The organism is Microbulbifer magnicolonia, from assembly GCF_035117725.1.
In the GTDB taxonomy this organism is placed as follows: Bacteria; Pseudomonadota; Gammaproteobacteria; order Pseudomonadales; family Cellvibrionaceae; genus Microbulbifer; species Microbulbifer magnicolonia.
The window spans coordinates 2,110,289-2,134,740 of sequence record NZ_JAYEFD010000001.1 but is presented as its reverse complement, the minus strand read 5'-3'; the positions used below and the strand labels follow the sequence as shown (position 1 = coordinate 2,134,740).

The window sequence follows — 24,452 nt, the reverse complement described above, 5'->3', positions numbered from 1 at the left end:
TGAGCGTCGTAGACAGAACAATAAACGGGGACAAATATGGCGGATATAGTGATTCTGGCGGCGCCGGGTATGGGGGCGGTGGGCGAAAGTTTTGCCGAGCCGTTGTTCACGGCCCTGCGCGAGGGCCTGGGCGACGACTGGTCGCGGCTGCACTGCGACACCATTTTGTGCCAGGGGCACCTGCAGACCAATATCGAGCGGGTGTTCGAGGGCATGCAGAAGCGCGATATGGATTTTCTGCGCGCGCGCAAGTTCATGCTCTATGGCATGGCCGAGAGCGCCGCGCAGATGGGCGATATCCAGCAGCGCGGCGGCATCTACGAAAAGACCCAGCAGGCGATCTACGCCACGCTGGAGAAGGCCGCGGCGGCCACCTCCGACAATGCGCCGGTCGTGCTGGTCAGCCACTCGGTGGGCTGCATCAATCTCTCCAATTTCCTGTGGGATGCGCAAAAGAACAGTATCAGCCACGGCCTCTGGCGCGATGGCGGCCCGCGCGGCGTACACAAGGGCTCCGGCCGCGACCTCTTCCTGCGCCTCAAGACCCTGAGTCACTGGTACACCCTCGGCGCCACCAACCCGCTCTGGTGCGCGAGCATGCCGCGCGACCAGATCCAGGCGGTGACCGCCGATACCCGCGGCTACAACTTCCGCTGGAAGAACTTCTACCACCCGGACGACCTGTTCGGCTGGCCGCTGAAACCGCTGAGCCCCTCCTACAACCAGGCGGTGTATCGCGACTATGAGACGCGCCCGCTGGCGGACTGGAGCGCGCCCAGCTGGGGGCCGCAGCTGGTGGCCCACGACGGTTACTGGGGCAATCCCCTGGTGCACCAGCAGCTGCTCGAGGACCTGCGCGAACTGCTGAAGAAGAATCACAGCCGCCGGCCGCTGACCAGTGTGCGAACTCCCGCGGCGGTCACGGTATAATCCCGCGCTCATTTTCCGAAGTGGTGGGTTTTTCCTTATGTCGCTGCAATTTCACACGGTTCCGGTCACGCCCTTTCAGCAGAACTGCACGCTGCTCTGGTGCGACGACAGCAGGCGCGCGGCGGTAGTGGACCCGGGCGGCGACCTGGACCGCATCCTGGCGGCGGTCGAAGAGCGCGGCCTGCAGCTGGAAAAGATCCTGCTGACCCACGGCCACCTGGACCATGTCGGCGGCACAGCGGCGCTGGCGCAGCAGCTGCAGCTGCCGGTGGAGGGGCCTCACGAGGAAGACAGATTCTGGATCGAGCAGCTGCCGCTGCAGACGCAGATGTTCGGCTTTCCGCCGGTGGAGGCGTTTACGCCGGACCGCTGGCTGGTGCAGGGGGACACGGTCACCGTCGGCGACGAGGTGCTGGAAGTGCACCACTGTCCGGGCCACACGCCGGGCCATGTGATCTTCTTTCACCGCTCCAGCAAGCTGGCGCTGGTGGGCGACGTGCTCTTCGCCGGCTCCATCGGCCGCACCGACTTTCCCAAGGGCGACCACGACACCCTGATCCGCTCGATTACCGAAAAACTCTGGCCGCTCGGCGACGACGTGCGCTTTATCCCCGGCCACGGCCCCATGTCCACTTTCGGTCAGGAGCGGCAGACCAACCCGTTCGTCGCCGACAAGCACTTCGGCTGATGCGGCCGGGGGCGCAAAGACAAGAAACGTAACCGATACCGCGAGAACTCCGCCATGCCAACCGCCAACAGATTGCGCCTCCCACTGCTCGCCCTGGCCGCGCTGCTGTCAGGCTGCGCGGTGGTCTCCGAGGAGGAGTGCCAGGCCGGCCTCTGGTACGAGCGCGGTATTCAGGACGGCGCCCGCGGACGCGGCCAGTCGCTCGTCTACGACATAGCGCAGAAGTGCCAGGAGTACGGCGTGCGCGTCGACAGCGAGGCCTGGTTGCGCGGCCACGAAGAGGGCGTGGAGCAGTTCTGTACGCCGGAGAACGGCTACTTCCAGGGCCGCCGCGGCCACGGCTACGAGGGCGTCTGCACCGGCCCCACCGCCGACCTGTTTATGAATGGATACCGGCGCGGCCTGGCGGATTATCAGGTGGCGCAGGAGTACCGCCGCCTGGTCGACCGCCGCGACTATCTCGAGCGCGAGCTCTACTCGGTGCGCGCCGCGCTGTCGGGCACCCAAAACGAGGAAACCATGCGCGCCCTGCGCTTCCAGCGCGGCGCACTGGCGCGGGAGCTGCAGCTGCTGGATATGCAGCTGCTCCGCTACGGCGTGTTCGGTTTCGATTTTTTCTATTGACCCTGACCGCTTGGCCAGGGTGAGCGCAAGATGTACCCCTATACATTCGGGCGAGGCAAAAATCTCGATGCAAAGGCGCAGCTGCCGGTGGCCATCCGGGAAAAGCGCCTGTGGCCGGTAAACAGTACCGATGAGGTTTTTTCCCGGATGGCCACCGGCAGCTGCGCCACCGCGAATTTTTTCAATCTGGAAGTAACCCAATGACAATCTGGCACACAACCCCTTCCCTGGAACAGTTGAACGAGAGCGCCGCCGGCTGTATGCCCGGTTATATCGGCCTGCAGATCACCGAGATCGGCGATGACTACCTGGTGGGTACACTGCCGGTGGATCACCGCACCCGCCAGCCGTTCGGCATACTGCACGGCGGCGCCAGTGTGGTGCTGGCGGAGACCCTCGGCTCCATCGCCGCCAATCTGGTGGTGGATACCGGCAAATTCTACTGCGTCGGCCAGGAGATCAATGCCAACCACCTGCGCCCGGTCGCGGAGGGTGAGGTAACCGGCACCGCCAGGCCGGTGCATATCGGGCGCAGCAGTCAGGTGTGGGAAATCCGCATCACCGATCCCCGCGGCAAGCTGAACTGTATATCCCGCATCACCATGGCGGTGGTGGCCCACGGCGGACAATGACAGAGCAGCAATTTCTCTACGAGGATATCCCCTACCGGCTGGTGCGCTCGCGCCGGCGCAAGCGGCTCGGGTTGGTACTGGCGGAAGCCGGCGTGGAGGTGCGTATTCCCGAGCGCTGCGCGGCGCGATACGGGCACCAGTTCCTGCAGGAGAATATCCAGTGGGTGCGCGCGCAACTGCTGCGCGCCGACCAGCGCGCGGCGCAGGTGCCCGAATACCGCTATGTTTTCGGCGAGCGTTTTCCGTGGCTCGGGCGACAGCTGCCCCTGCTGCGCGCTGCTGGTCCCCGCGACAGCGGCATCGGTGAGGCAATCAATCTCTATACCCGCTACCGAGAAGCGGAAGAAGTCCAGCTGCAGGCGGCCCTGCAGCGCCTCTATCAGCGCGAAGCGCTGACACTGCTCAGCGAAAAATCGGCGCAACTCGCGCAGCGGCTCGGCCTCGAATTCAGCGCCGTGCGCGTGCGCCGCACCAGGAGCAAGTGGGGGCACTGCAGTATCCGCGGCGAATTGCAGTACAACTGGCTGGTGTGCCTGGCGCCGGAGCCGGTGGTGGATTACCTGGTGGCGCACGAGGTTTCCCATCTGCAGCACCACAACCACAGCCGCGCTTTCTGGCAGCTGGTGGAGAGCGTCTGCCCGCGCTATAGGGAGCTGCGCCGCTGGCTGCGGGATAACGGTCACCGCCTGGTGATCTGACAGCACCCTACGACTACTCGATTTTCTTTTCTTGTAAAAATTTATGGCCAAAAAGCCCCGTTTCTTCTCCCCATCCAAACCGCCGCAGAAACCGCTGCCCGCGCGCGCCGAGGCGGTCGTGGAAAAGTTCAGTCACGATATGCGCGGTATCGCCCGCGTCGGCGGCAAGACGGTGTTTATCGACAATGCGCTGCCCGGCGAGAAGGTCAGCTTCCAGTACATTGCGCGGCGCTCGCGCTTTGACGAGGGCACCCTGCTGGAAGTGCTGCAGGCATCCCCGCAGCGCTGCGCGCCGCGCTGTCCGCACGTGGATCTGTGCGGTGGCTGCGCGGTGCAGCATCTGCAGCCCGAGGCGCAGATCCTGGAGAAGCAGCAAATCCTGCTGGAACAGCTGGCGCGTTTCGGTGATATCGAAGTGCCCGAAGTGCTGCCGCCGCTGGCGGCTGAACCCTTCGGCTACCGGCGCAAGGGGCGGCTCGGTATCCGTATGGTGAAACCCGGTCGCGAGGACAGCCGCGAGCACAAGCGTGCGGGCAGGCAGCTGATATTCGGCTTCCGCCAGAAGCGCTCCAACGATCTGACCGATATCCGCGAGTGCCATGTGCTGCACCCGGCCATTGCCGCGCAGATTCCGCGCCTGAAACAGCTGGTTAACGACAGCGATGGGCGCGCCTGTTTCTCCCAGCTGGAAGTGGCGGTCGGCGATGACGCCGCGGCCATAGTGCTGCGTCACCTGAAGCCGCTCACCGCAGCGGACCGCGAACGCTGGCTCGCGTTTGCCGCGGACACCGGCATCCACCTGTATCTGCAGCCCGGCGATGTGGCCAGCGCGCACAGAATCTGGCCCCAGGGTGATGGGGATGAGCGCGGCGACGAGCTGCTCAGCTACACGCTGCCGGAATTCGATCTGACGCTGCGCTTCCACCCGCTGGACTTTGTCCAGGTCAATTTCGCGATCAACCGGCAGATGGTCAGCCGCGCCGTGGCGCTGCTCGACCCGCAGCCGCACGAGCGGGTGCTGGACCTGTTCTGCGGTCTCGGCAACTTCACCCTGCCGCTCGCCCGCCGCGCGCGCGAAGTGGTCGGGGTGGAAGGCGAGGGGGCGCTGACCCGCCGCGGTGCCGACAACGCGGCGCTGAACGGCCTGCACAATGTGCAGTTTCACGCGGCCGACCTGACGCAGGACATCCGCGCGCACGCCTGGGCCGCCGCCGGTTTCGACAAGATACTGCTGGATCCGCCGCGCGGCGGCGCCTTGGAGGTGGTGCGCGAACTGGCGCGCTTTGGCGCCAGGCGGATCGTCTATGTGTCCTGCAATCCGTCCACCCTCGCCCGCGATGCCGGTGAGCTGGCAGTGCTGGGCTATCGCCTGGCCCGGGCGGGGGTGATGGATATGTTCCCCCACACCGCACATGTCGAATCCATGGCCGTGTTTGAAAAGGGATAAGGGCCGGCAGCGCCTGCGACATATCTGGCGGCCGTTCGTTGGTGGCTCCGGTAATCTGGCGTAAACTGCGTTCCTGTCCATTTCCATCCGTTCCCTTTCCAGAGTGCCGAGGCAGGAAGTATGCAAGTCGAACCCCTGAGTGACGATTTCGAGGAAAACTGCGCGCGTTTTCTGCCCGAGGCCGCTGAGCAGGGCTGTGTCTGGGCGCTGGAGGGGGACGAGGGCTTCGCCCTGTGCGAATCCGAGAAGTATCCGCAGACCGAGGTGATGCCCTTCTGGTCGCAGCGCGAATTTGCCGAAATGCACGTCGACGGCGACTGGGAAGGCTACCAGGTGGTGGCCATCGACCTGGAAGAGTTTATGGACGACTGGCTGACCGGTATGCACGACGATGTGCTGCTGGTGGGCATCAACTGGAATTCGGAGCTGGAGGGCATCGAGCTGGAGCCGCTGGACCTGCTCGAGCAGCTGGAGCACGAGCTGCAGTGATCTCCCCCTCGCACAGTATCAGCAGATAACGACGGGAGTCTCAGCATGGGACAGTTACTGGGCCTGCGCACCGTGATCTACGGCGTCACCAATATCGCCGAGGCCAAGAGCTGGTATTCGCAGCTGCTGGAACAGGAACCCTATTTTGATGCCGAGTGCTATGTGGGCTTCAATGTCGGCGGCTTCGAGCTGGGGCTGAACCCGGACGCGCGCAGCGTCACCAGCCGCGCCGATGGCGTCATCGCCTACTGGGGCGTCGCAGACCTGGCCGCCCAGGTGGAGCGCCTGGGAGCCATGGGCGCGCGCCAGCACACCGAGATTGTCGACGTGGGCGAGGGCATACTGATGGCCAGTTTCCTCGATCCCTACGGCAATATCTTCGGCCTGATAGAGAACCCGCACTTTCAATTACCGGATCAGGGCCCGTGAACAAACCGCCGGTGACGAGGTTCCGTCCCTCCGATCAGCTATTCGCCGCCGAGAGCCTGGCGCAGATCGGCCGCGGCTATGTGGTGCCGGACCGGGTGGCGCTGATCACCGGCTGCTCCAGCGGCATCGGTCGCGAGCTGGCACTGGCCCTGCACCGCCGCGGCACCATCGTGATCGCCACGGCGCGGCGCCCGGAAAGCCTGCAGGAGCTGGCCGACCTGGGCATCGCGACCGAGGCGCTGGACGTCAATTCCCAGGCGGATATCAACCGCGTGGTGCACGCGCTGAAGGCCGCCTACGGCCGCCTGGATATCCTGGTCAACAACGCCGGCTACGGCCAGATGGGCCCGCTGCTGGAAGTCGATACCAGGGCGCTGGAGAACCAGTTCCGCACCAATGTCTTTGCGCCCATGGCGCTGATCCGCGCCTGTGTGCCGCTGATGCGCTCCGAGCGCCGCGGCCTGGTGTGCAATATCGGTTCGGTGTCCGGGGTTATGCCGACGCCTTTCTCCGGCGCCTACTGCGCGTCCAAGGCGGCCCTGCACACCCTGTCCGAGGTGCTGCGCCTGGAACTGAAACCCTTCGGTATCCGCGTGATGACGGTGCAGCCCGGCGCCATCGCCTCCGAGTTCGGCCGCCATGCGGAGGTCTCCCTGCGCGGCCTGCTGGCGCCGGACTCCTGGTACAAGCGCCAGGAGGAAGCGGTGCGCGCGCGCGCGCAGGAGTCGCAGCAGAATGCGACCCTGGCCAGTACCATGGCGAAAAGGCTGGTAAAGGAAATGCTGCGCAAACGGCCGCCGGCGACGGTACGGATCGGCAACAAGAGCCGCCTGCTGCCGTGGATGGCGCGCTGGCTGCCGCGGCGGCTGCGGGACTGGATTATTGCGCGACGTTTTCAGTTGCGGCGGGTTTCGCTCAATACCTGAAGGGCTCCTTTCCCATTTGCGGGCGCGTGCTCGAATCTGGCGCTACCTGGCCCCCTTGTAGGAGCGGCCCATGGCCGCGATAGATCTCCCGGCTGGCAACTTGTCGGCCACTCCTATCGCGGCCACCGGCGGACGGCCGCCCCGCCGCCCCTACAGGGAGTAGTCACGTACCAGCCACTCCTCGACCTCTGAATAGCTGCCGCGAAACAGCACCTCCCCCTCGCGCTGCTCCATCAGGTATTCGTAGGTGCCGTCGTAGTATTCTGTCAGCAGGCTCATCACCAGCGGAATATAGGCGTCGGCACTGCCGCTCGCGGCCAGCTCGCGGTTTGCGGCCTGCAGTTGCTCGTCCAGCTGCCTGTAGCGCAGTCCGCCCAGGCGCTTCTGGATCCGGCCCAGGTTGTTGCGCAGCTCCTCTCCCAGCGCTGCCGCCGGGCCCTGTTCCGAGCCGGCGAAGCGCGGCAGCGCCTCATTCACATAGTCGCGTACGATACGCCGCGCCCGCGCCTCCACCGGCTCCTCCACCAGCACCCGCGGTGCGCCTTTCATTGCCGTCTGCAGCACCGGCGGCAGGGCGCAGCGGCCGATCAGGCGGCTCTCATCCTCGATAAACACCGGCCCGGGCCGCTGCGCCAGCTTGAGCAGATCGATGCTGACGCGGTTTTCGAAATCGATCTGCGCCGGCTGCGCGCGCCCGGTGCGGCCGAAGCTGGAGCCGCGGTGGCGGGCGATCGCCTCCAGGTCCAGGGCGCGTGCGGCGCGCTGGATCAGCTCGGTCTTGCCGCAGCCGGTATGGCCGGCGATGACGATCAGCGGCAGCTGCGCGCACTGATAGTCCAGCTGATCCAGTAAAAAGTTGCGCATCGCCTTGTAGCCGCCCTCGACCAGCGGATAGTCGATATCCGCGGCGCGCAGCAGCTGCTGGGTCGTGCGCGAGCGCAGGCCGCCGCGGAAACAGTAGAGATAGCCTTCCGGGTGGCGGCGCACGAAGTCGCTCCAGGCCGCGAGCCGCTCGGCGCGCACCTCGGCGGTGGCGAGGCGCCAGCCCAGATCTATGGCGGCCTGCTGACCGGCGCGCTTGTATTCGGTGCCCACCAGCTCGCGCTGGCGGTCATCCAGCAGCGGCAGATTCTCCGACTGCGGGAAGGCGCCGCGGGCGAACTCCACCGGCGCGCGCGCGTCCAGCAGCGGCACGTCGTGCAGAAAGAGGTATTTGTAGTCCGCGGTGTTCTGGCGCAAATCCTGTCTCCCGAAATTTTGCGCAGTGTAACCTGAATATTCAGGCGGCCGATGTTTTGGCCGGGTTAACGAGCGGCACCGGGATGTGCCGCCGCTGGCTGCAGGCCAGCGCGAGACCGCGAAATACCAGCAGATTCGCGTATCTGCGCCAGTATTTTGCGGGCGACCATCAAATGGTTCAGGAGGAACCATTGATGGGTGATCAGTTTTACAGCTGGCAGTGGATTGTTCCGTTGCGCCGCCACTCGCCGGGAAGCCTCTCTCTATGACTGTCGATCAGCTGACGATTCTCATCATTCTCGCGGTTACCGTGGTGCTGTTTATCTGGGGGCCATGGCGGCACGACATGGTGGCGCTGGCGTCGCTGCTGGCCTGTGTCTTCGCCGGGCTGATCGAACCGGAAGATGCGTTCGCGGGCTTCGGCCACCCGGCGGTGGTCACCGTGGCCTGCGTGCTGATCCTCAGTCGCGGCCTGCAGAATACCGGTGCCATGGATGCGCTGGCGCAGCGGGTGGTGCCCAAGTCCGGCAATATCGGCCTGGCCATCTTCGCGCTGACCGGCCTGGGGGCGCTGATGTCCGGGTTCATGAACAACGTCGGCGCCCTGGCACTGCTGATGCCGGTGGCCGCGGACGTGGCGGAAAAGCACGAGCTGCCGCCGGGCAAGGTACTGATGCCGCTGTCTTTCGGCACCATCCTCGGCGGCATGACGACGCTGATCGGTACGCCCCCGAACCTGATCGTGTCCGGCTTTCGCGCCAGCGCCGGTGCCGGCAGTTACGGCATGTTCGATTTCACGCCCGTGGGGCTGGTGGTGGCGCTGGTGGGGGTGCTGTTCGTGACGCTGGTCGGCTGGCGCCTGGTGCCGGCGCGCCCCCAGGCGGGCGCGGCGACTTTCGATACCGGCACCTACCTGACCGAGGCGCTGGTCGGCGAGAAGAGCGCCGCCGCCGGCAAGAGCCTGCGCGAGATAGCGCAGATGCTGGAGAGCGAGGATGCGCAGGTGGTCGGCGTGGTGCACAACGATGCCCGCGTCTCCCCGGCCACCCCCTGGCACCGGGTGTACAGCGGCGACATCCTGGTGATCGAGGCCGAGCCGGAAGCCCTGTCTTCCGCCATTTCCAGCCTGGGCCTGAAGCTCGCCGGAGAGCCGGCCAAGGAGGAGGAAGAGGGCAAGGGCAAAAGTGAGGAGAAGGCCGAGGAGCAGCGGGCAAAGAAAAGCCGGGAAAACCGCGAGTCGAAGGACAAGGAAAAGGAAAGATCCGGCGGTGATCGCGCCGACATACAGCTGCGCGAACTGGTAGTGATGCCGGACTCAGCCCTGGTCGGGCGCACCGCGCAGTTCCTGCGCCTGCCGGCGCGCTACCAGATCAACCTGCTGGCACTGTCGCGGCAGGGGCGCCGCTCGGTGCGCAGGCTGCGCTCCACGCCACTGCTGGCCGGCGATGCGCTGCTGATGATGGGCACCGATGACAACCTCAGCACCTTCGCCTACGAACAGGGCTGCGTGCCCCTGGCCCAGCGCGCCATCAGTATTCCCAACAAGGAAAAGGCCGTGGTGGCGCTGGTGGCCATGGCCATCGCCGTGAGTGGCGCGGCCTTCGGCCTGCTGCCCGCGGCCATCTCCTTCTCCGCCTGCGCGCTGGCGTTTATGGCGCTGAAGGTGGTGCCGCTGCGGGGTATGTACGAGGCCATCGACGGCTCGGTGATCGTGCTGCTGGGCGCGCTGATTCCGGTGGCGGGGGTGATGGAGACCACCGGTGCGGCGGACCTGGTCGCGCAGGGGTTGCTGAAAAACCTGGCGCAGGGGAGCGCGGTGGTCGCCCTGGCGCTGATCCTGATCATCACCATGACCCTGTCGGACTTTATGAACAACGCCGCTACCGCCGCGGTCATGTGTTCCATCGCGCTGAGTACCGCTGGCCAGCTGGACGTTAATCCAGACAGCTTCCTGATGGCGGTGGCCATCGGTGCCTCCTGCGCCTTCCTGACGCCGGTCGGTCACCAGAACAACACCCTGATCCTCGGCCCCGGCGGCTTCGAATTCCGCGACTACTGGCGCATGGGATTGCCGCTGGAAATACTGGTGGTGCTGGTCGGTATTCCCACGCTGCTGTGGGTGTGGCCGCTCTGACTCGCGGGCAGTGTTGTGCAGGCGCGAGCCCGCGAGTGCCGAATCAGGCCACGGAGTCGTCGACCTTCTGCGCCAGTTCGGCCAGCAGTTTGCCGCAGAAGCGCAAGGCATCGGTGACGGTCACTATGCCCGCCAGCTCCCCCTCCCGCATCACCAGCACGGAGCCGATACCGGTATCCGCCATCGCCAGCAGTATCCTGTCCAGCGGATCGTGAATATCGGCGATATAGGGGCGGCGGGCGCAGAGATCGTGCACATAGAGCTGCTGCTCCTCCAGCCGGTGCCCCGGCGCGCTGGCCCTTTCGATATCGCCGCGGGAGATCACGGTTTCCAGATCGCCGTCGCGGGTCACGGGTAAATGGTGCACCCTGTGCTCCTCCATCAGTGCCAGCGCCTGCTCCACGGTGGCATCGATATCGATATGGTAGGGGAAGGGGGTCATCAGCGCCGCCAGCGTCGGCATATGGTGAAAGTCGCGGGATTTGCTCATGGAACTAAAGCCGGGTTTAAAGGGTCACAGGAAAGTCACTCGGCGCCCCTATTAACCGTCAGTTATTCGGCCGGCGGTGGGCCCCGCTACAATATAGTCAATAAACGGTTGATATTTGGCGGCGAAAGCTTATTATTCGCCGCCGCAGTCGAGAGATATATGCGGCGCCCGTAATTCGCCGGCGGCCCGCCTTTCTCGACTAATCTTAATTCCAGTAATTGCCGTTATATCCTGCGCGCATTTCCGCGCTATACGGCTATCTGCGTAGATATATCGGCTGTCTCGCCAGTATGTCGAATACACCACCGTTTGATGCCAATCAGCTGGTTGTTGGTGTTATTTAAGATTTAGACATTCCGATATCCGGAACCTAATTCTGTGTCGTTTATCGCCACAGGCAAATCTCTGTGTTTCTCATATTCGCCGTTGAGGTTTATTCAATGTTTCAGGATTACGATCAGATTGAACAACAGATCGCCGAGCACCAGGCCAAGATCGAAGAGCTGCAGGAGCAGATGGCCCGCGCCGAGCGCAAGAAAGATGGCGTAATTGCCTTCGACAAGGCGCTGGTCAACCTGGCAGCCGAGTATCAGATGGACGAGGAAGAGCTGTTCGTCGCCCGCGGTCCGCAGATCGTCGACTGGCTGGTGGGCCAGCTGAACGACGAAAATGCGCCCGACTTTGTCCAGACCCTGAAGGCCCGCGTTGCGCGCGCGCTGAAGAAAGAGGGCGAAGCACCGCGCCGCGCCCGCCGCGCGCAGTCCGCCAAAGTCAGCGAGCCGAAGCTGGAAACCGGTCACTACCGCAATCCATACACCGGCGCTACTGTGGAAAAGAAGAAGCGCAACCCGAAGCCGCTGAGCCAGTGGATCGAAGAGCACGGCCTGGAAAAAGTGAAGGAGTGGAAGATCTGATCCGGATCTGACAATACCGCTTGCCCGGCACCGCACTCCATGGTGCCGGGAACACTTTCTTAAATCCCCCCCCAATTTTTCTGTTCTCTCTCGTCAGGCGTGATGTCGTATCGGCATCGGGCGGACTGATTTGTCCGCACAGGTACTGCTAAAATCAACGGCCCAATAACGATAGGGAGAAACCATCAGTGATACCGCGCTTTGTCAGTATTATTTTCCTCTGCCTGGCCGGCTCCGTGTGGGCCGGGGCACAGGACAGTGAACAATTGCCGCAACAGCAGGTGATCTATCTGGTGCGTCACGCGGAAAAGGTCGTTGACCCGGGTGCCCACGATGCTGATCCGGCGCTCAATGAAGCGGGTCTGGCGCGCGCACAGCAGCTGGCACATGTGCTGGGTGAGGTCGGCATTGACAGAATTTTCTCCACGGACACTGTGCGCACGCGCAACACGGTAGCACCTCTGGCGAAGAAACTGGGCTTGCGAGTGCAGTCCTACGATCCGCGTGCACTGCCGGAATTTGCCCGGCAGTTGCAACAAAGTGGCGAACGCATCCTGGTGGTTGGCCACAGCAATACCACGCCACAGTTGGTCGAGCTGCTCGGCGCCGATGGCGGGGCGCCGATCGTCGAGGCGACGGAATACGACCGGCTGTATATCGTGATCAGGGATCGGGGCAGGGTGACCACGCTGTTGCAGCGATACGGCGCCGGCGCACAAGCCGAGCTGTCAGCGCAGGATTAGTCCCCGCTATTTCGGGCCCGCTAATAGTCTGCGCACAAAATCCGTGACCACTTCCGAGGCGGGCCCATAGCGGTGCTCCGCAAAGGCATCGCCGACCGTACTGCGCTCCATATTCAGTTCCACACTGTGGGCGCCGGCCATATTGGCCCATTCGACGAAGCCCGCAGCGGGGTAGACATTGCCGGAGGTGCCGATGCTGATAAACAGGTCGCAGGCGCTGAGCGTGTCGTAGATGCGGTCCATTTCCAGCGGCATTTCCCCGAACCAGACGACGTGCGGCCGCAGGGTGCCGCTGCGCCGGCAGCATTCGCATACCGACGCCGGGCTCAGGTCGGAGCGGAGCGGGAACAGCTCTCCGGAAACACTGCAGCGGGCCTTCAGCAGCTCGCCGTGCATATGGATCAGGTTGCGGCTGCCGGCGCGCTCGTGCAGGTCGTCGATATTCTGGGTGACCAGCAGAAATTCACCGGGAAACTCCGCTTCCAGTCGCGCCAGGGCCAGATGTGCGGCATTGGGCGCGACCTGTGGCGACAGCAGCTGCCGGCGCCGCTCATTGTAGAAGCGCTGCACCAGTTGCGGGTCGCGCACAAAGGCGTCGGGTGTGGCCACGTCTTCCAGCCGGTGGTTCTCCCACAGGCCGTCGGCGCCGCGGAAGGTGCGGATGCCCGACTCGGCGGAGATGCCGGCGCCGGTCAGCACGACGATGCGGTGGTATTTCATTGTTTTCTTTCGATCTGTGTTCGCTTGAGCGGGCCTGCGGCCCGCGTTCCCAGCCGGGCGTCGCCAGCTAGGCGCCCCAAGTTAATGCATTTTCAGTCGTGGCTTCACGAAGCGGTTGGCCTGGCCGACCAGATAGATAAGCATCGCCTTGGGCCAGCCGTGTACCGCCGCCAGGTGCATGCGGTAGAGGGAGCGGTAGGCGAGGCCGGCGATGCGGCCCTCGATCGTGAGGCTGCCCTTGACCAGCGTGCCCATCAGGTTGCCCACCGCGGTGTGCTTGCTCAGCGATACCAGTGAACCGCGATCTCGATAGCGGAAATCCCGCAGCGGCCTGCCCTCGATTATGGCAATCAAATTGTATTCCGCCACGCCGGCCATCTGCTGCGCCGCCTGGGCCCGCGGCGGCACTCTCTGCGCGGCGATATCGACACAGCCGGCGCAGTCGCCGATGGCGAAGATATGGGAATCGCTGGTGGATTGCAGATCTGCTTTTACTTCAATCTGATTGAGTTTGTTGGTGGCGAGACCGTCCAGCCGGGCGAGGAAGTCGGGCGCCTTGACGCCCGCGGCCCAGACGCGGATGGACGCGGGAATCTTCTCGCCGTCCCGGGTGATCAGTCCGTCCGCAGTGGCTTCGGCGACGGCGCAGCCGGTCAGCACGCGCACACCCAGTTTGCCGAGTTCGCGCTCGGCGTTGTTGCCGAGCCGCGGCGGCAGCGCCGGCAACAGGTGCGGCCCCGCCTCGATCAGTGTGACCTCGAGGGAATTCCGTTTGATATGGCCGTAATTGCCCATCTGCAGGCTGGCGTCCACCAGCTCCGCGGACAGCTCCACGCCGGTGGCGCCGCCGCCGACGATGGCCACCTGGACCTTATCGGCGATATGGGTTTCCAGTTGCAGAAAGCGGTCCAGCAGCAGGCGGTGGAATCTCTGCGCCTGCTCGCTGCTGTCGAGAAATACACAGTGTTCGCGCACACCCGGGGTGTGAAAATCATTGCTCTGGCTGCCGATGCACAGCACCAGGTAGTCGTATTCCAGCTCCCGCGGCGGTACCAGTTGCCGGCCCTCGTCGTCCGCTACCGGCGCCAGTTCGATCACGCGGCGACGGCGATCGAGTTTCTGCAGGCTGCCCAGCTGGAAATTGAAGCCGTTGGCGCGCGCGTGCACCTGATAGTTGAGCGCGTCCAGGCTCGAATCCAATGCGCCGGTGGCGACCTGGTGCAGCAGCGGTTTCCAGATATGGGTGCGGTTTCTGTCGACGAGGGTGATCTGTGCGGCGGGGGAATTGCGGCGGCGTTTCAGGAAGGGCGAGAAACTGAAATAGTGTCCGAGCCGAGTGGCCAATTGCAGGCCGCCGGCACCGCCGCCAACGATTACGATTTTCTTCATACTGTGGTCTTCCTGTCGATTGCTAAAAGCCCGACTCCCCAATCTGTGAAGACCATTTTTTTTGTGGCGCCGATGAAACCTCAGTGCGGCGCATTTATGGCGGGCAGTATCTCGCGGCGGCCTCGGTTTGGCAATTCAACTCTGCACGGTTTCCGCCTCGCGCGCGATCAGCTCGCGCCAGTCGGCTTTGCGCAGCAGGTGCACGGGTGCCAGCGGCCGCTCGGCACCGGTGACCACGCCGATAATCGCGGCCTGGGTACAGCCGGCCTGGCGCAGCGCCTGCAGGCAGTTCTCCGCATATTCCGCCGGCACCGCGGCGAGCAGTCCGCCACAGGTCTGCGGGTCGGCCAGCAGTTCCCACTGCGGCAGTTTCTGCCACTCCTGCGGGTTGTCGACATAGGCGTAGGCGGCGGCATTCTGCGGCTGCAAGCTGGACAGCCAGCCGCGCTCGACACACTGGGCGGCGCCGGGAATCAGCGGCAGCTGCTCGGCAATCAGCGCTGCGCCCAGTTGCTCGCCGCCGTCCAGCATTTCCAGCAGGTGGCCGAGCAGGCCGAAGCCGGTGATGTCGGTCAGCGCGCGGGCGCCGTGCTGGGCGAACAGGTCCGCGGCCGCGGCATTGCTCTGCAACATGGCTTCCACGGCCTTCTGCAGCCAGCGCCCCTGCGCTTCACCCATGCCCTCGGCGGCGAGAATGGTGCCGATGCCCAGGGGCTTGCTCAGGATCAGGCAGTCGCCGGCGCGGGCACCGCTCTTCTCCAGCAGTTGGTCCGGGTCGGCGAGGCCGTTTACCGTCAGGCCCAGCTGCATCTCCGCCCCCTCGGCGGTGTGACCGCCGGACAGGGCGCACTGGTGGCGGTTGAGTTCGTACACGGCGCCAGCGAGCAGCTGCTGCAGGTCGCGCTGGGTAATTTCGGCCGTCGCCAGCGGCAGTGTGACCAGCGCCTGGGCGGTGACGGGGCGCGCGTGCATTGCAAACAGATCCGACAGCGCGTGCAGGGCCGCCAGGCGCCCGAACAGCCAGGGATCGCCGACGGGGGCGCGCAATTGGTCGGAACTCTGCACCAGCAACTTGCCCTGCGGCAGCTCCATCACCGCCGCATCGTCGCCGGCGCCGCGCAGCAGGTAGGCCGACTGCTGCGCCGGGAGTTTCTCCAGCGCGCGGTGCAATACCTCGGCGCCGACCTTGGCACCACAGCCGTTACAGCGCATCGCCGACAGCGACACGCCGCCGCGGGCGGCGACGATCTCCCGCGGCCGTTTCGCCGGCGTCTCATCCATGGCGATCGGCAGCTCGCTGAAGCGCCGCATAAAGCCGCGGTCGATGTGATTCTTCCAGCGCCACAGGGCGCCGCCCACTGCGGCGACGCCGTTGCGCACGGCCACGGCGCGCTTGTCACCGCAGGAGAGCAGGCTGAGGAAGTGTTTCTGTGGCCGGAAACTCTTCGGCGCGCTGCCGGTGAGCGCCGCGCGCAGGTTGTGGAACAGCACCGGCCCCTGGCGCACCGCGTAGACACCGGCCTTCGGCAGCGGGTGTGCGGCAAAGCTGGCCACATCGCCGGCGGCAAACACATTGTCGCAGCCCTGTGCGCGCAGCTGCTCGTCCACCAGCACGAAGCCCTGAGTGTCCAGCGCCAGCCCGGCAGCCGCCAGCCAGGGCGGGGCGCAGGCGTTGGTACACAGCAGCACCTGGTCGAGTGCCAGTGTCGCGCCGCTGGCGCTGCGCACCCCTTGTTCGGTGATGGCCGCCACCGGCCAGTGGCGGTGCAGGCTGACGCCGAGCTTTTCCAGTTCCCGCGCCACCAGTCTGCGGGCCAGCAGCGGATAGCCCTCCGGCACCTTATCGCCGGCGTGAATCAGGTGAATCTGCACGCGGCCGGAATAGACCTGCTCCTCCAGCGCGTGCGCCATGGCCATCGCCAGCTCACAGCCGCCGGCGCCGCCGCCGACCACACCCAGCTTCATCGGCGCGCGGGTCTTCTGCACGCGTTTCTGCAACTGCAGCCAGTAGCGATGGAAGTGGCCGATGGGCTTGATCGGGATCGCCAGCTCCGAACCGGGCAGGTCCCGCGCCGGCGTCGCCCCAACATCCAGGGACAGGATGTCGTACTCGAGATCCGGGCGCCCCAGCAGCGAGACCCTGCGCTTCAGCGGGTCTATATGGTGGGCGCAGGCCTGCACGAAGCGGGCGCCCGCGGCGCGGCACAGGCGCACCAGGTCGATGTGGGTTTCATCGAGGCGGTAGTGGCCGGCCACGAGGCCCGGCAGCATACCGGAATAAGCGGTCTGGACCTGTGGTGAAACCAGCGTCAGGCGCGCCCCCGGCAGCGGATTCATGGCCCACATCTGCAGCACTATTGCGTGTGTGTGGCCGCCACCGACCAGGACTATGTCCTGGTAATTGGGGTACTCCTGCATGGTTTCTCACTGGCTAAGCGGTTGATCAGGCGCGGCTGATGTCGAGGCTGACGTCGAGATTAAAGTCGCGATGGGAATTCGGCGCGACAAGCCGCGGATGCCGGGCAGGCCGCAGGATAAATAGTAGACAGTCTGCCAGAGGGGAAAATTAATTGCGCGGCGCATTATTGCCAATCGGGGCGCCAGCATAAAAAAGCAGCAGGGCTGCTGGTCTTTACTTAATGAGCACAGCTGCAGCTCGAAGTTTCGCTAAATTCATTTTTCGGCGCCGTTTTCATTAATGCCACAAACACCCACTCAGCCAACCGATTCGATTCGCCGCCTGCTCTGGTGGCTCGTGGGCGGGTTGCTGCTGCTGGGCGCGGCTTCCATTGCTGCCTCGACGATATTGACGGGAAAAATCGAGCAGTGGCTGGCGCAGCGCGGCCTGGAATCCGACATCGATTACCTGCAGGTATCGATTCCCCGGCTGCAGCTCATCGCGCGCGGTGTGCGCGCGCGGAACAGCGATGGCCGCGGTTTCCACGCGCGCGAAGTGATGCTCGATTACAGCTGGTGGCAGCTGCTGCGCGGGCGCTGGCGGCTGCAGCGCGCCTATCTGGACGGCGCCGCTTTCGACCTTGAATCCGTCGCCACCGAGCGCGGGCGCCAGTGGGAGGTCGGCGGCTGGGCACTGGGCCAGGGCGAGCGGCGGGACCGCGACTTTGAACTGTTGCTGGACTGGGTGCGCATCCGCGACAGCCGGCTCTGCTATCGCCACCTTCCGGTCTGGCCGACACCGAGTTGCGTGCGCTTTGGCGACCTGCAGTCGCGCGACTTTCTGCTGGCTATGCAGCGCAGCGGCGACGAGCCGCTGCAGCTGACCATCGGTGCCGACGAGCTGAGCCTGCGCGATCTGCTGGCGAGTGAAAAGGACGCGCCCACCTACAACACTGCGCTGGTGGAGCTGGATTTGTCCGCCGGGCGCTTCGTGCGCCCGGGCAACCGGATTACCGCCGAGCGGGTCGCCGTCGGTCAGTTCGGCAGCTGCCCGCCGCAGCGCTGGGCCGAGGCGCTGCCCGGGCTCGGACGCCTGATCGGCCACTGCGGCACTGCGCGCCGCCTGCAACTGGAGGGCGAGCTGCTGTTCAGCTTCGGCGGCGGCGCCGAGGTGCGCTGGCGCCGCGCCAGCGGTCAGGGCATCCAGCTGCGACACAGCGACCGCCGCTGGCAGAACTGGCGCGCCGAGTCCCTGGCGATGCGCGATTTCGACTATGTGCGCGAACAGCAGCGATTGCGCTGGCAGAGCGCCGGCGCCAGCGCCTTCGACTGGTGTCCCGACGGATTGCGCAATCGGGATCACCACCACTGTGTGCGCGCCGGTACCCTGCAGCTGCCGGATCCGGTGACCTTCGACTGGAGTGACCGGCTGACTGTGGCCGCCGGCCCCAGCCGCCTGCAGCAGGTACAGCTGCTGGACGTGGCGGGGCAGAACCGCGATCCGCTCACCGCGCACCTGGCACTATTCGGCGCTCTCACGTACAGCGGCAAGACCCGCACGCTGGAATTCGCCAGTATCGATCTGGAAAGCGCCAGCGGCTGCGTGCCCGGGCAGTTGTGGCAGCAACCGGACACCTGCGTGCGTCTTATCGGACTGCACGCTGCCGAGCCGCTGCAACTGCGCTTCGCCGCGCGCGCACCGCAGCAGCCCTGGGGCTTTGCCAGCGGGCCGCTGAGACTCGCCCAGTTCAGGGCCAAACGCGACAATCGCCCGCAGCTGCAGTTACAGCAGCTGCACTGGCAGCGTATCAATCTGGTGGGCACCGCGAACGGCGCCGAGGCGCCGCTGTTGCTGCAGGATTTCGGCCTGCAATCCCTGTCCGGCTGCCTGCCGGCAGGGATACTGCCGACCCAGGGGCAGCCGCTGTGCGCCGAAGTGCAAAGCCTCGCCGGGCGCGGCAATTTTGCCTGGCAGGGCGGCAGCGAGGGCTATGCCATTCTCGGTGAACTGCGGCTGCAGCGGCTGTTGCTGTCGGATCAGTTGGATGGCGATCGGGGCCTGTTGCTGGAGCAGCTGCACACCGGTGAGGGCTTTATGCGCCGCGATGCCGATGTCGACCACCCCTGGATCGACACCGATCAAGGTGCCCCTGTCGCCGCGACCGTGACGCCGCCCCCGCCGCCGGTGGCTGACATCGGCGACGAAAAGGGCCTGCTGCCACAAGAGCTGGCGCGGCACCGCGGCCGCGACAGCACAGGCGCTGCCGATGGCATACCGGTACCAGACGTCGCCAACCCCAATTTGCATCTGCAGCGCAGCTCGCTGACACGCCTGCAGGGCTGCCTGCCGGTATCCTGGGCGCGTTTGCTTTACTCACAGCCACAGCAGATGCCGGGCTGCTTCGATCTGCGCAACCTGCGCCAGCAGAGCCCGTTGGCCATCGCCTGGCAGGGCGGGCTGGACCTGGCCGCCGGGCAGCTGACCCTGGAGCGCGCGCTGGCGAAAACCCCGCGGGAACAAACGCTGCTGGACCTGTCCGAACTGCGCCTGCCCGACGCGCGGATACGCATCCTGCCCGCGCCGCAGCGCAGCATATTCTTGTCCCTGCCGGATTTTTCCCTGCAGGCGCTCCATTTCTGTCTGCCGGAAACTGTGCCGTCGCTGGCGCTGGATTCCCGCTGCGCCGATGTGCAGAAAGTGCGCGCGGGCAAAGACTGGCAGCTGAGCATAGACAGCCAGCAGGTGGCGGCGGACTTCAGCGGTACGCTGGCCGAGCGAATTCTGCTGACGGGTGGCGGGGATCAGGTGGTCGCGGAGGTGCAGCAGCTGCTGGCTCCGCAGCTGCAGATCCGCTGGTCGCGCAGCGGCGAGCGAGCCGCGAAACTCGATCTGCACAATGTGTCCGCCGCCGCTGCTTTCGCCTGCCTGCCGCAGGACAGCGCATTGCGCGCGGGGCTGCCGCGCTGTGTCGCCACCAGCGACCTGCGCACAGTGGGGGCAAGCGGTCTCGCCCTCGGTGAAACCCTGTTCAAGGCCGCGCCCGTGGCGGAGCCGCTGTGGCGCATCGACGCCCTCGCCGTCGAGCGCGTCTCGCTAACGCCCGACACCCTGGGCCTGCACGGGCTGGATATCCGGCAGTTGCTGTTCTGCGGTCTCCACGAGCTGCTGCCGGAGGATGCCGGCACTCGCGGCATCGCCGACTGTATCAGCGCCAAACGGCTGCAATTCGCCGGTACCAGTCGCATCGGGCTGACGCCCGCGGCGGCGCGGGTCGAGCTGGGGCGCCTGGTCACTGAGCCCGTCGCCTTCTGGCAGGAAGGGGCGGGCGAATACCTGCAGGCGGGCTTTCGGCGCCTGAGCTGGCAGAGGCTGAGCTGGGACGGCGGGCCGCTCCTGTGGGTGACGGACCTGCAAGTGGCGGGCCTGCGCGGCTGTGCCGCCGGACCGGTGCAGAAGGTGACCCTCGAGCTGCTGGAGGATGTGGCGGAGCGCGCCCTCGGCAATTGTTACGGACTGCGCCGGCTGCACCTGCCCGGCACCCAGAAAATTTCCCTGGCCGCGCCATTTTCCACCGACGGCTCCGTCGAAATGGTCGGCCTCAGCATCGGTCGGGGCTCGGGTGCACCACTGGAGATAGCGCAGGTACAGCTGGATCAACTCGCGTTCGGCGGCGCGCCCCTGGGCAGGCTGTCGGGCGCGCGTGGTTGTCTGGCGCCGGGCATGTTCGGCGATTCGCGCCTGGCGCCCTGCTATCGATTCGGCAGGGTCGAGCTGCAAAGTGTGGAGCGCGTCGACACACCGTTCGGGCGTACGACGCTGCTGCACGGCCTCGAGATCGACGGTATCGAGCTGAGCCAGCCGGATTACGCCCAGGCGCTGCCCGCGCAATTGCTGCAGGTGGAATCTTTCTCAGCGCTGCGGCTGCTCGTCGGCGCCGGCGAAATCGATGCGCAACAGCTGGAACTGGAAGGCATCGCCAGCTGTATCCCCCGGGGCTATTTGCCGCGCCTCGATCACTGCTTCGCGCTGGACAAGCTTATGGTGAGCGGCAGCTACATCACCAGCGATGAGAGATTCGCGATGTCGCGAGTACAGCTGCAGGGCGTGCAGGTCCTGAGTGGCGACGGGCGCGGGCTGGTGCGCGGGGAAAGTGTCACGGTAGAGCAGCTGCTCAGCGACAGGACACAGTTTCGCTTCCTGCGCGCAGAGGCCGCGGACTTCGAATTCTTCGACCGGCGCGAGGACGCGCCCGAGTACGAACGCCATTCCGTGATTGGCCGGCTGGCGGGGTTGCAGGTCGATCAGCTCGGGTACGACCGGATCGCCCGGCGGCTGGATATCGCCCGTGTCGACGCGCTGCGGCCGCGCCTGATACTGATGCGCGATCGCGCGGGGGAGTATCCGTTCCTGCAGGAGCTCGCCGCCCTGACCGGCGCGGATCAGACGCCGCTGGTGCGCGCGGCGGAAGCCGTCACTGAGGCGCTGCAATTCCGCTATCTCATCCACGAGTTCCACGTGCGCCACGGTACCTTCACTTGGGTAGACCGCCAGGGCCAGTTCCGGGCGCGGCTGCCGATCAGGGCGATCTACCTGACCATGCGCAACACCAGCAACCTCCCGGAGCACCCGCCCGCGACAGTGCTGCTGAACGGCCGCCCCGGCGGCTTTGGCGAGATACAGCTGGCCGGCACCATCGACTACCTGGATACGCGCAAGTGGAATGCCGATCTGACCGGTTATATCGTCAATACCAACCTGATTCCGGCCACGCCCTATATGGCGCAGCTGCTCGGCTACAAGGTGCTGCAGGGGCAATTGAACGCGACGCTCGACATACGGGTGCGGGAAAATGCCGTTCAGGCGCACGCCGATATGGAACTCGAGCGCATCCGCGTGCGCCGGGTGCGCGATGAGGACCAGATCCCGGTCAAGTCCACGTTTATCCCGCTGAACGTCGCGCTCATCTTGCTCAGGGATGGCAACGGCGATGTGCGCTTCCGGATGCCGATCAGAGGCGACCTCTACGATCCGAAATTCTCCTTCAGCTATATCTTCAGCGACCTGCTGCAGAAGGCGATCATGGAGGCGCTGTTCAGCTACTTCACGCCGATCGGCTTCTATACGCTGGCCAAGTTCGCCTGGGGGCGTTTCCGCGCGGTGCACTTCGATCCCATCCTGTTTGCGCCGGGCAGTGCCGAACTCGATGCCGACGCGCGGGAGCAGCTGCAGGAGATGCTCGCGACGCTGCGCGAGCGCCCCGATGCGCGCCCCGGCATTTGCGGCATATCGAATCCGCGCGACTGGCACGCGCTCTATCCCGGTGCGACCCCGGGACTCGGCGGCAGCCGCCGGGCGCGGGAATCCTTCTACCGCCACCCGCCGCTGATGCTGTTTGAGGAATTCGAACGACTGGCGCTGGAACGCAGCCGGCAGATAGAGCGCTATCTGCTGGACGCGGGAATCAGCGCCGCCGAACTGATCCCCTGTGCGCCCGACTACAATGGGCGTGACTTCGGCCAGCCGCGGGTGGAGTTTTCCAACTAAGAGGCAGCAAACATGGCAATGAATCTCGCGCAAAAACTCATCGACAGCCACCTCGTCAGCGGCTCACTCGAGCCCGGCAGCCCGATCGAACTGAAGATCGACCAGACCCTGACCCAGGACGCCACCGGCACCATGGTGATGCTGGAATTCGAGGCGCTGGGCCTGCCGCGGGTGAAGACCGAACTGTCGGCGCAGTATGTGGACCACAACCTGCTGCAGACGGATTTCAAGAACGCCGACGATCACCTGTTCCTGCAGAGCGCCTGCCGCAAGTTCGGCCTGTGGTACAGCCGCCCCGGCAACGGCGTCAGCCACCCGGTGCACATGTCCTGCTTCGGCATTCCCGGCAAGACACTGCTCGGCTCCGACAGCCACACCTGCGCCGCCGGCTCCATGGGCATGCTGGCGATCGGCGCCGGCGGCCTGCAGGTGGCGATGGCGATGGCCGGTGTGCCCTTCGCGCTGAAGATGCCGAAGGTGCTCGGCGTGCAGCTCGAAGGAGAGTTGCCGCCCTGGGTCAGCGCCAAGGACATTATCCTGGAAATGCTGCGCCGGCAGACGGTCAAGGGCTGCGTCAACAAGATCGTCGAATACTACGGGCCGGGCCTGAAAAAGCTGACCGCGATGGACCGCCACGTGATCGCCAATATGGGCCAGGAGATGGGCGCCACCGCCAGCGTCTTTCCCGCCGATGAGGAGGTGCGGCGCTTCCTGCGCCAGCAGCAGCGGGAAAAGGATTTCATCGAACTGAAGGCCGATGCCGGCGCCGGCTACGACGAAGAGGACAGTATCGATCTGTCCAAGCTCGAGCCGCTGATCGCCTGCCCGTCCAGTCCCGACAAGGTGGTGCCGGTGCGCGAAGTGGCGGGCCGGCCCATCTACCAGAGCTATATCGGCTCCTCCGCCAACCCGGGCCTGCGCGATTTCGCCATACCGGCGCGCATAGTCGCCGGCCGCCGCGTCGACGACGGTGTCTCCTTCGATATCAATCCGACCTCGCGCCAGCTGCTCGAGGAGATCAGCCGCACCGGCGACCTGGCCAGACTGCTGGAGGCGGGCGCGCGCCTGCACCAGACCGGCTGCGGCGGTTGCATCGGCATGGGGCAGGCGCCGGCCAGCGGCCGCATCAGCCTGCGCACCGTGCCGCGCAACTTCCCCGGGCGCTCCGGCACCAAGGAGGACCAGGTCTATCTGTGCAGCCCGGAAACCGCCACCGCCAGCGCCCTGACCGGTGTGATCACCGACCCGCGCGATCTGGATATGGACTACCCCACCTTCGAGGAGCCGGAGCAGCTGCCGGATATGCGTCCGCTGCTGCAGCCGCCGCAGGAAATCCCGGTCGCGATAGAGTTGGTCAAGGGCCCGAATATCCAGCCGCTGCCGGACTTCGAAAAACTGCCGGACGTGTTGCAGGGCCCGCTGCTGCTGAAGGCCGGCGACAATGTCTCCACGGACGAAATCCTGCCCGCCGGCGCCGAGATACTGCCGCTGCGCTCCAATATTCCCGCCATCAGCCGCCACACTTTTTCGCGCATCGACGAGGATTTCTACCAGCGGGCGATGGACCTGAGTGGCGACTGCTTCGTGGCCGGTGGCGAAAACTACGGCCAGGGCTCCAGCCGTGAACACGCGGCCATATCGCCGCGCTTCCTCGGCGTGCGCTGTGTGATTGCCAAGAGCATGGCGCGCATCCACCGCCGCAACCTGATCAACTTCGGCGTACTGCCGCTGCTGTTCGAAGACCCGGGCGACTACGACCGGCTGGAGCAGAATGCGGTGCTGGAAATCGACGATCCGATCGGACAGCTGGTGCCGGACAAGCCGGTAGAGTTGAAGATAGTGCCGGACGGGGAAGTCATCAGGCTCAGGCACGACCTGTCGGATGCCGAAATCGAAACCCTGCAAGCGGGTGGCTTGATCAACGAGGCGCGGCAGAAACACCTCACCAATGGCGAGTAGCGTGAGGCGTGCGTCGCTGCCCTGGCGAGACCGGTTCACGCAACAGTTCGACGAAACGG

General features: G+C 65.4%; 19 protein-coding genes. 14 read left to right on the top strand and 5 right to left on the bottom strand.

Going from position 1 to position 24,452, the window contains the following annotated elements:
• Positions 1–36 precede the first annotated feature (36 nt).
• The 9 genes from RRF64_RS09295 (at position 37) to RRF64_RS09255 (ending at position 6,863) form a co-directional block, all read left to right on the top strand.
• Complete coding sequence (locus tag RRF64_RS09295) at positions 37–930, top strand: hypothetical protein (protein WP_323845562.1); 894 nt, start codon at positions 37–39, stop codon at positions 928–930.
• 37 nt (positions 931–967) lie between these two features.
• A complete protein-coding gene (locus RRF64_RS09290; protein WP_323845561.1) occupies positions 968–1,618 on the top strand; it encodes an MBL fold metallo-hydrolase in 651 nt (216 codons plus the stop codon).
• Between the two features lie 54 nt (positions 1,619–1,672).
• Positions 1,673–2,242: a DUF2799 domain-containing protein gene (locus tag RRF64_RS09285; protein WP_323845560.1), complete on the top strand. Its 570-nt coding sequence runs from the start codon at positions 1,673–1,675 to the stop codon at positions 2,240–2,242.
• A gap of 200 nt (positions 2,243–2,442) precedes the next feature.
• Positions 2,443–2,874 carry a hotdog fold thioesterase gene (locus RRF64_RS09280; RefSeq protein ID WP_323845559.1) on the top strand — a complete coding sequence of 144 codons (432 nt, stop codon included), beginning with the start codon at positions 2,443–2,445 and terminating at the stop codon, positions 2,872–2,874.
• Positions 2,871–3,572, top strand: a complete 702-nt coding sequence (locus tag RRF64_RS09275) for a M48 family metallopeptidase (RefSeq protein ID WP_323845558.1) — start codon at positions 2,871–2,873, stop codon at positions 3,570–3,572. Before RRF64_RS09280 ends, RRF64_RS09275 begins: the two co-directional genes overlap by 4 nt.
• 43 nt (positions 3,573–3,615) lie before the next feature.
• A complete protein-coding gene (gene rlmD, locus RRF64_RS09270; RefSeq protein WP_323845557.1) occupies positions 3,616–5,019 on the top strand; it encodes a 23S rRNA (uracil(1939)-C(5))-methyltransferase RlmD in 1,404 nt (467 codons plus the stop codon).
• A 120-nt stretch (positions 5,020–5,139) separates the two neighbouring features.
• The gene (locus RRF64_RS09265; protein ID WP_323845556.1) at positions 5,140–5,508 is read left to right on the top strand and encodes a DUF2750 domain-containing protein; all 369 of its coding nucleotides are present in this window, start codon (positions 5,140–5,142) and stop codon (positions 5,506–5,508) included.
• A gap of 45 nt (positions 5,509–5,553) precedes the next feature.
• The gene (locus tag RRF64_RS09260; protein WP_323845555.1) at positions 5,554–5,937 is read left to right on the top strand and encodes a VOC family protein; all 384 of its coding nucleotides are present in this window, start codon (positions 5,554–5,556) and stop codon (positions 5,935–5,937) included.
• Entirely contained in the window at positions 5,934–6,863 is a 930-nt protein-coding gene (locus RRF64_RS09255) for an SDR family oxidoreductase (protein WP_323845554.1), read from the top strand. The genes RRF64_RS09260 and RRF64_RS09255 overlap by 4 nt, the downstream gene beginning before the upstream one ends.
• 150 nt (positions 6,864–7,013) lie before the next feature.
• Here the strand turns inward: RRF64_RS09255 and mnmH are convergent, their stop codons facing one another.
• On the bottom strand, positions 7,014–8,102 hold the full coding sequence (mnmH, locus tag RRF64_RS09250; protein ID WP_323845553.1) for a tRNA 2-selenouridine(34) synthase MnmH: 1,089 nt from the start codon (positions 8,100–8,102) through the stop codon (positions 7,014–7,016).
• Positions 8,103–8,367: 265 nt separating this feature from the next.
• Between mnmH and RRF64_RS09245 the strand changes: the two genes are divergently transcribed.
• Positions 8,368–10,236: an SLC13 family permease gene (locus tag RRF64_RS09245; RefSeq protein WP_323845552.1), complete on the top strand. Its 1,869-nt coding sequence runs from the start codon at positions 8,368–8,370 to the stop codon at positions 10,234–10,236.
• A 43-nt stretch (positions 10,237–10,279) separates the two neighbouring features.
• On the opposite strand, the gene RRF64_RS09240 is transcribed toward RRF64_RS09245, so the two are convergent.
• Positions 10,280–10,726 carry a CBS domain-containing protein gene (locus RRF64_RS09240; RefSeq protein WP_323845551.1) on the bottom strand — a complete coding sequence of 149 codons (447 nt, stop codon included), beginning with the start codon at positions 10,724–10,726 and terminating at the stop codon, positions 10,280–10,282.
• 440 nt (positions 10,727–11,166) lie between these two features.
• Between RRF64_RS09240 and RRF64_RS09235 the strand changes: the two genes are divergently transcribed.
• Positions 11,167–11,640, top strand: coding sequence for a hypothetical protein (locus RRF64_RS09235; protein ID WP_323845550.1), 474 nt, complete (start codon positions 11,167–11,169; stop codon positions 11,638–11,640).
• A 188-nt stretch (positions 11,641–11,828) separates the two neighbouring features.
• A complete protein-coding gene (locus RRF64_RS09230) occupies positions 11,829–12,383 on the top strand; it encodes a SixA phosphatase family protein (RefSeq protein ID WP_323845549.1) in 555 nt (184 codons plus the stop codon).
• A 6-nt stretch (positions 12,384–12,389) separates the two neighbouring features.
• Here RRF64_RS09230 and cobB read toward each other — a convergent pair whose 3' ends face one another.
• The 3 genes from cobB to selD form a co-directional block, all read right to left on the bottom strand.
• Complete coding sequence (gene cobB, locus RRF64_RS09225; protein WP_323845548.1) at positions 12,390–13,103, bottom strand: Sir2 family NAD+-dependent deacetylase; 714 nt, start codon at positions 13,101–13,103, stop codon at positions 12,390–12,392.
• Positions 13,104–13,184: 81 nt separating this feature from the next.
• Positions 13,185–14,492: an NAD(P)/FAD-dependent oxidoreductase gene (locus tag RRF64_RS09220; protein WP_323845547.1), complete on the bottom strand. Its 1,308-nt coding sequence runs from the start codon at positions 14,490–14,492 to the stop codon at positions 13,185–13,187.
• A gap of 135 nt (positions 14,493–14,627) precedes the next feature.
• Positions 14,628–16,910, bottom strand: coding sequence for a selenide, water dikinase SelD (gene selD, locus RRF64_RS09215; RefSeq protein ID WP_323845546.1), 2,283 nt, complete (start codon positions 16,908–16,910; stop codon positions 14,628–14,630).
• A 280-nt stretch (positions 16,911–17,190) separates the two neighbouring features.
• Between selD and RRF64_RS09210 the strand changes: the two genes are divergently transcribed.
• Both RRF64_RS09210 and RRF64_RS09205 read left to right on the top strand, forming a co-directional pair.
• Positions 17,191–22,434: a DUF748 domain-containing protein gene (locus tag RRF64_RS09210; RefSeq protein WP_323845545.1), complete on the top strand. Its 5,244-nt coding sequence runs from the start codon at positions 17,191–17,193 to the stop codon at positions 22,432–22,434.
• 12 nt (positions 22,435–22,446) lie between these two features.
• A complete protein-coding gene (locus tag RRF64_RS09205) occupies positions 22,447–24,393 on the top strand; it encodes an aconitate hydratase (protein WP_323845544.1) in 1,947 nt (648 codons plus the stop codon).
• The last annotated feature ends 59 nt before the right edge of the window (positions 24,394–24,452 follow it).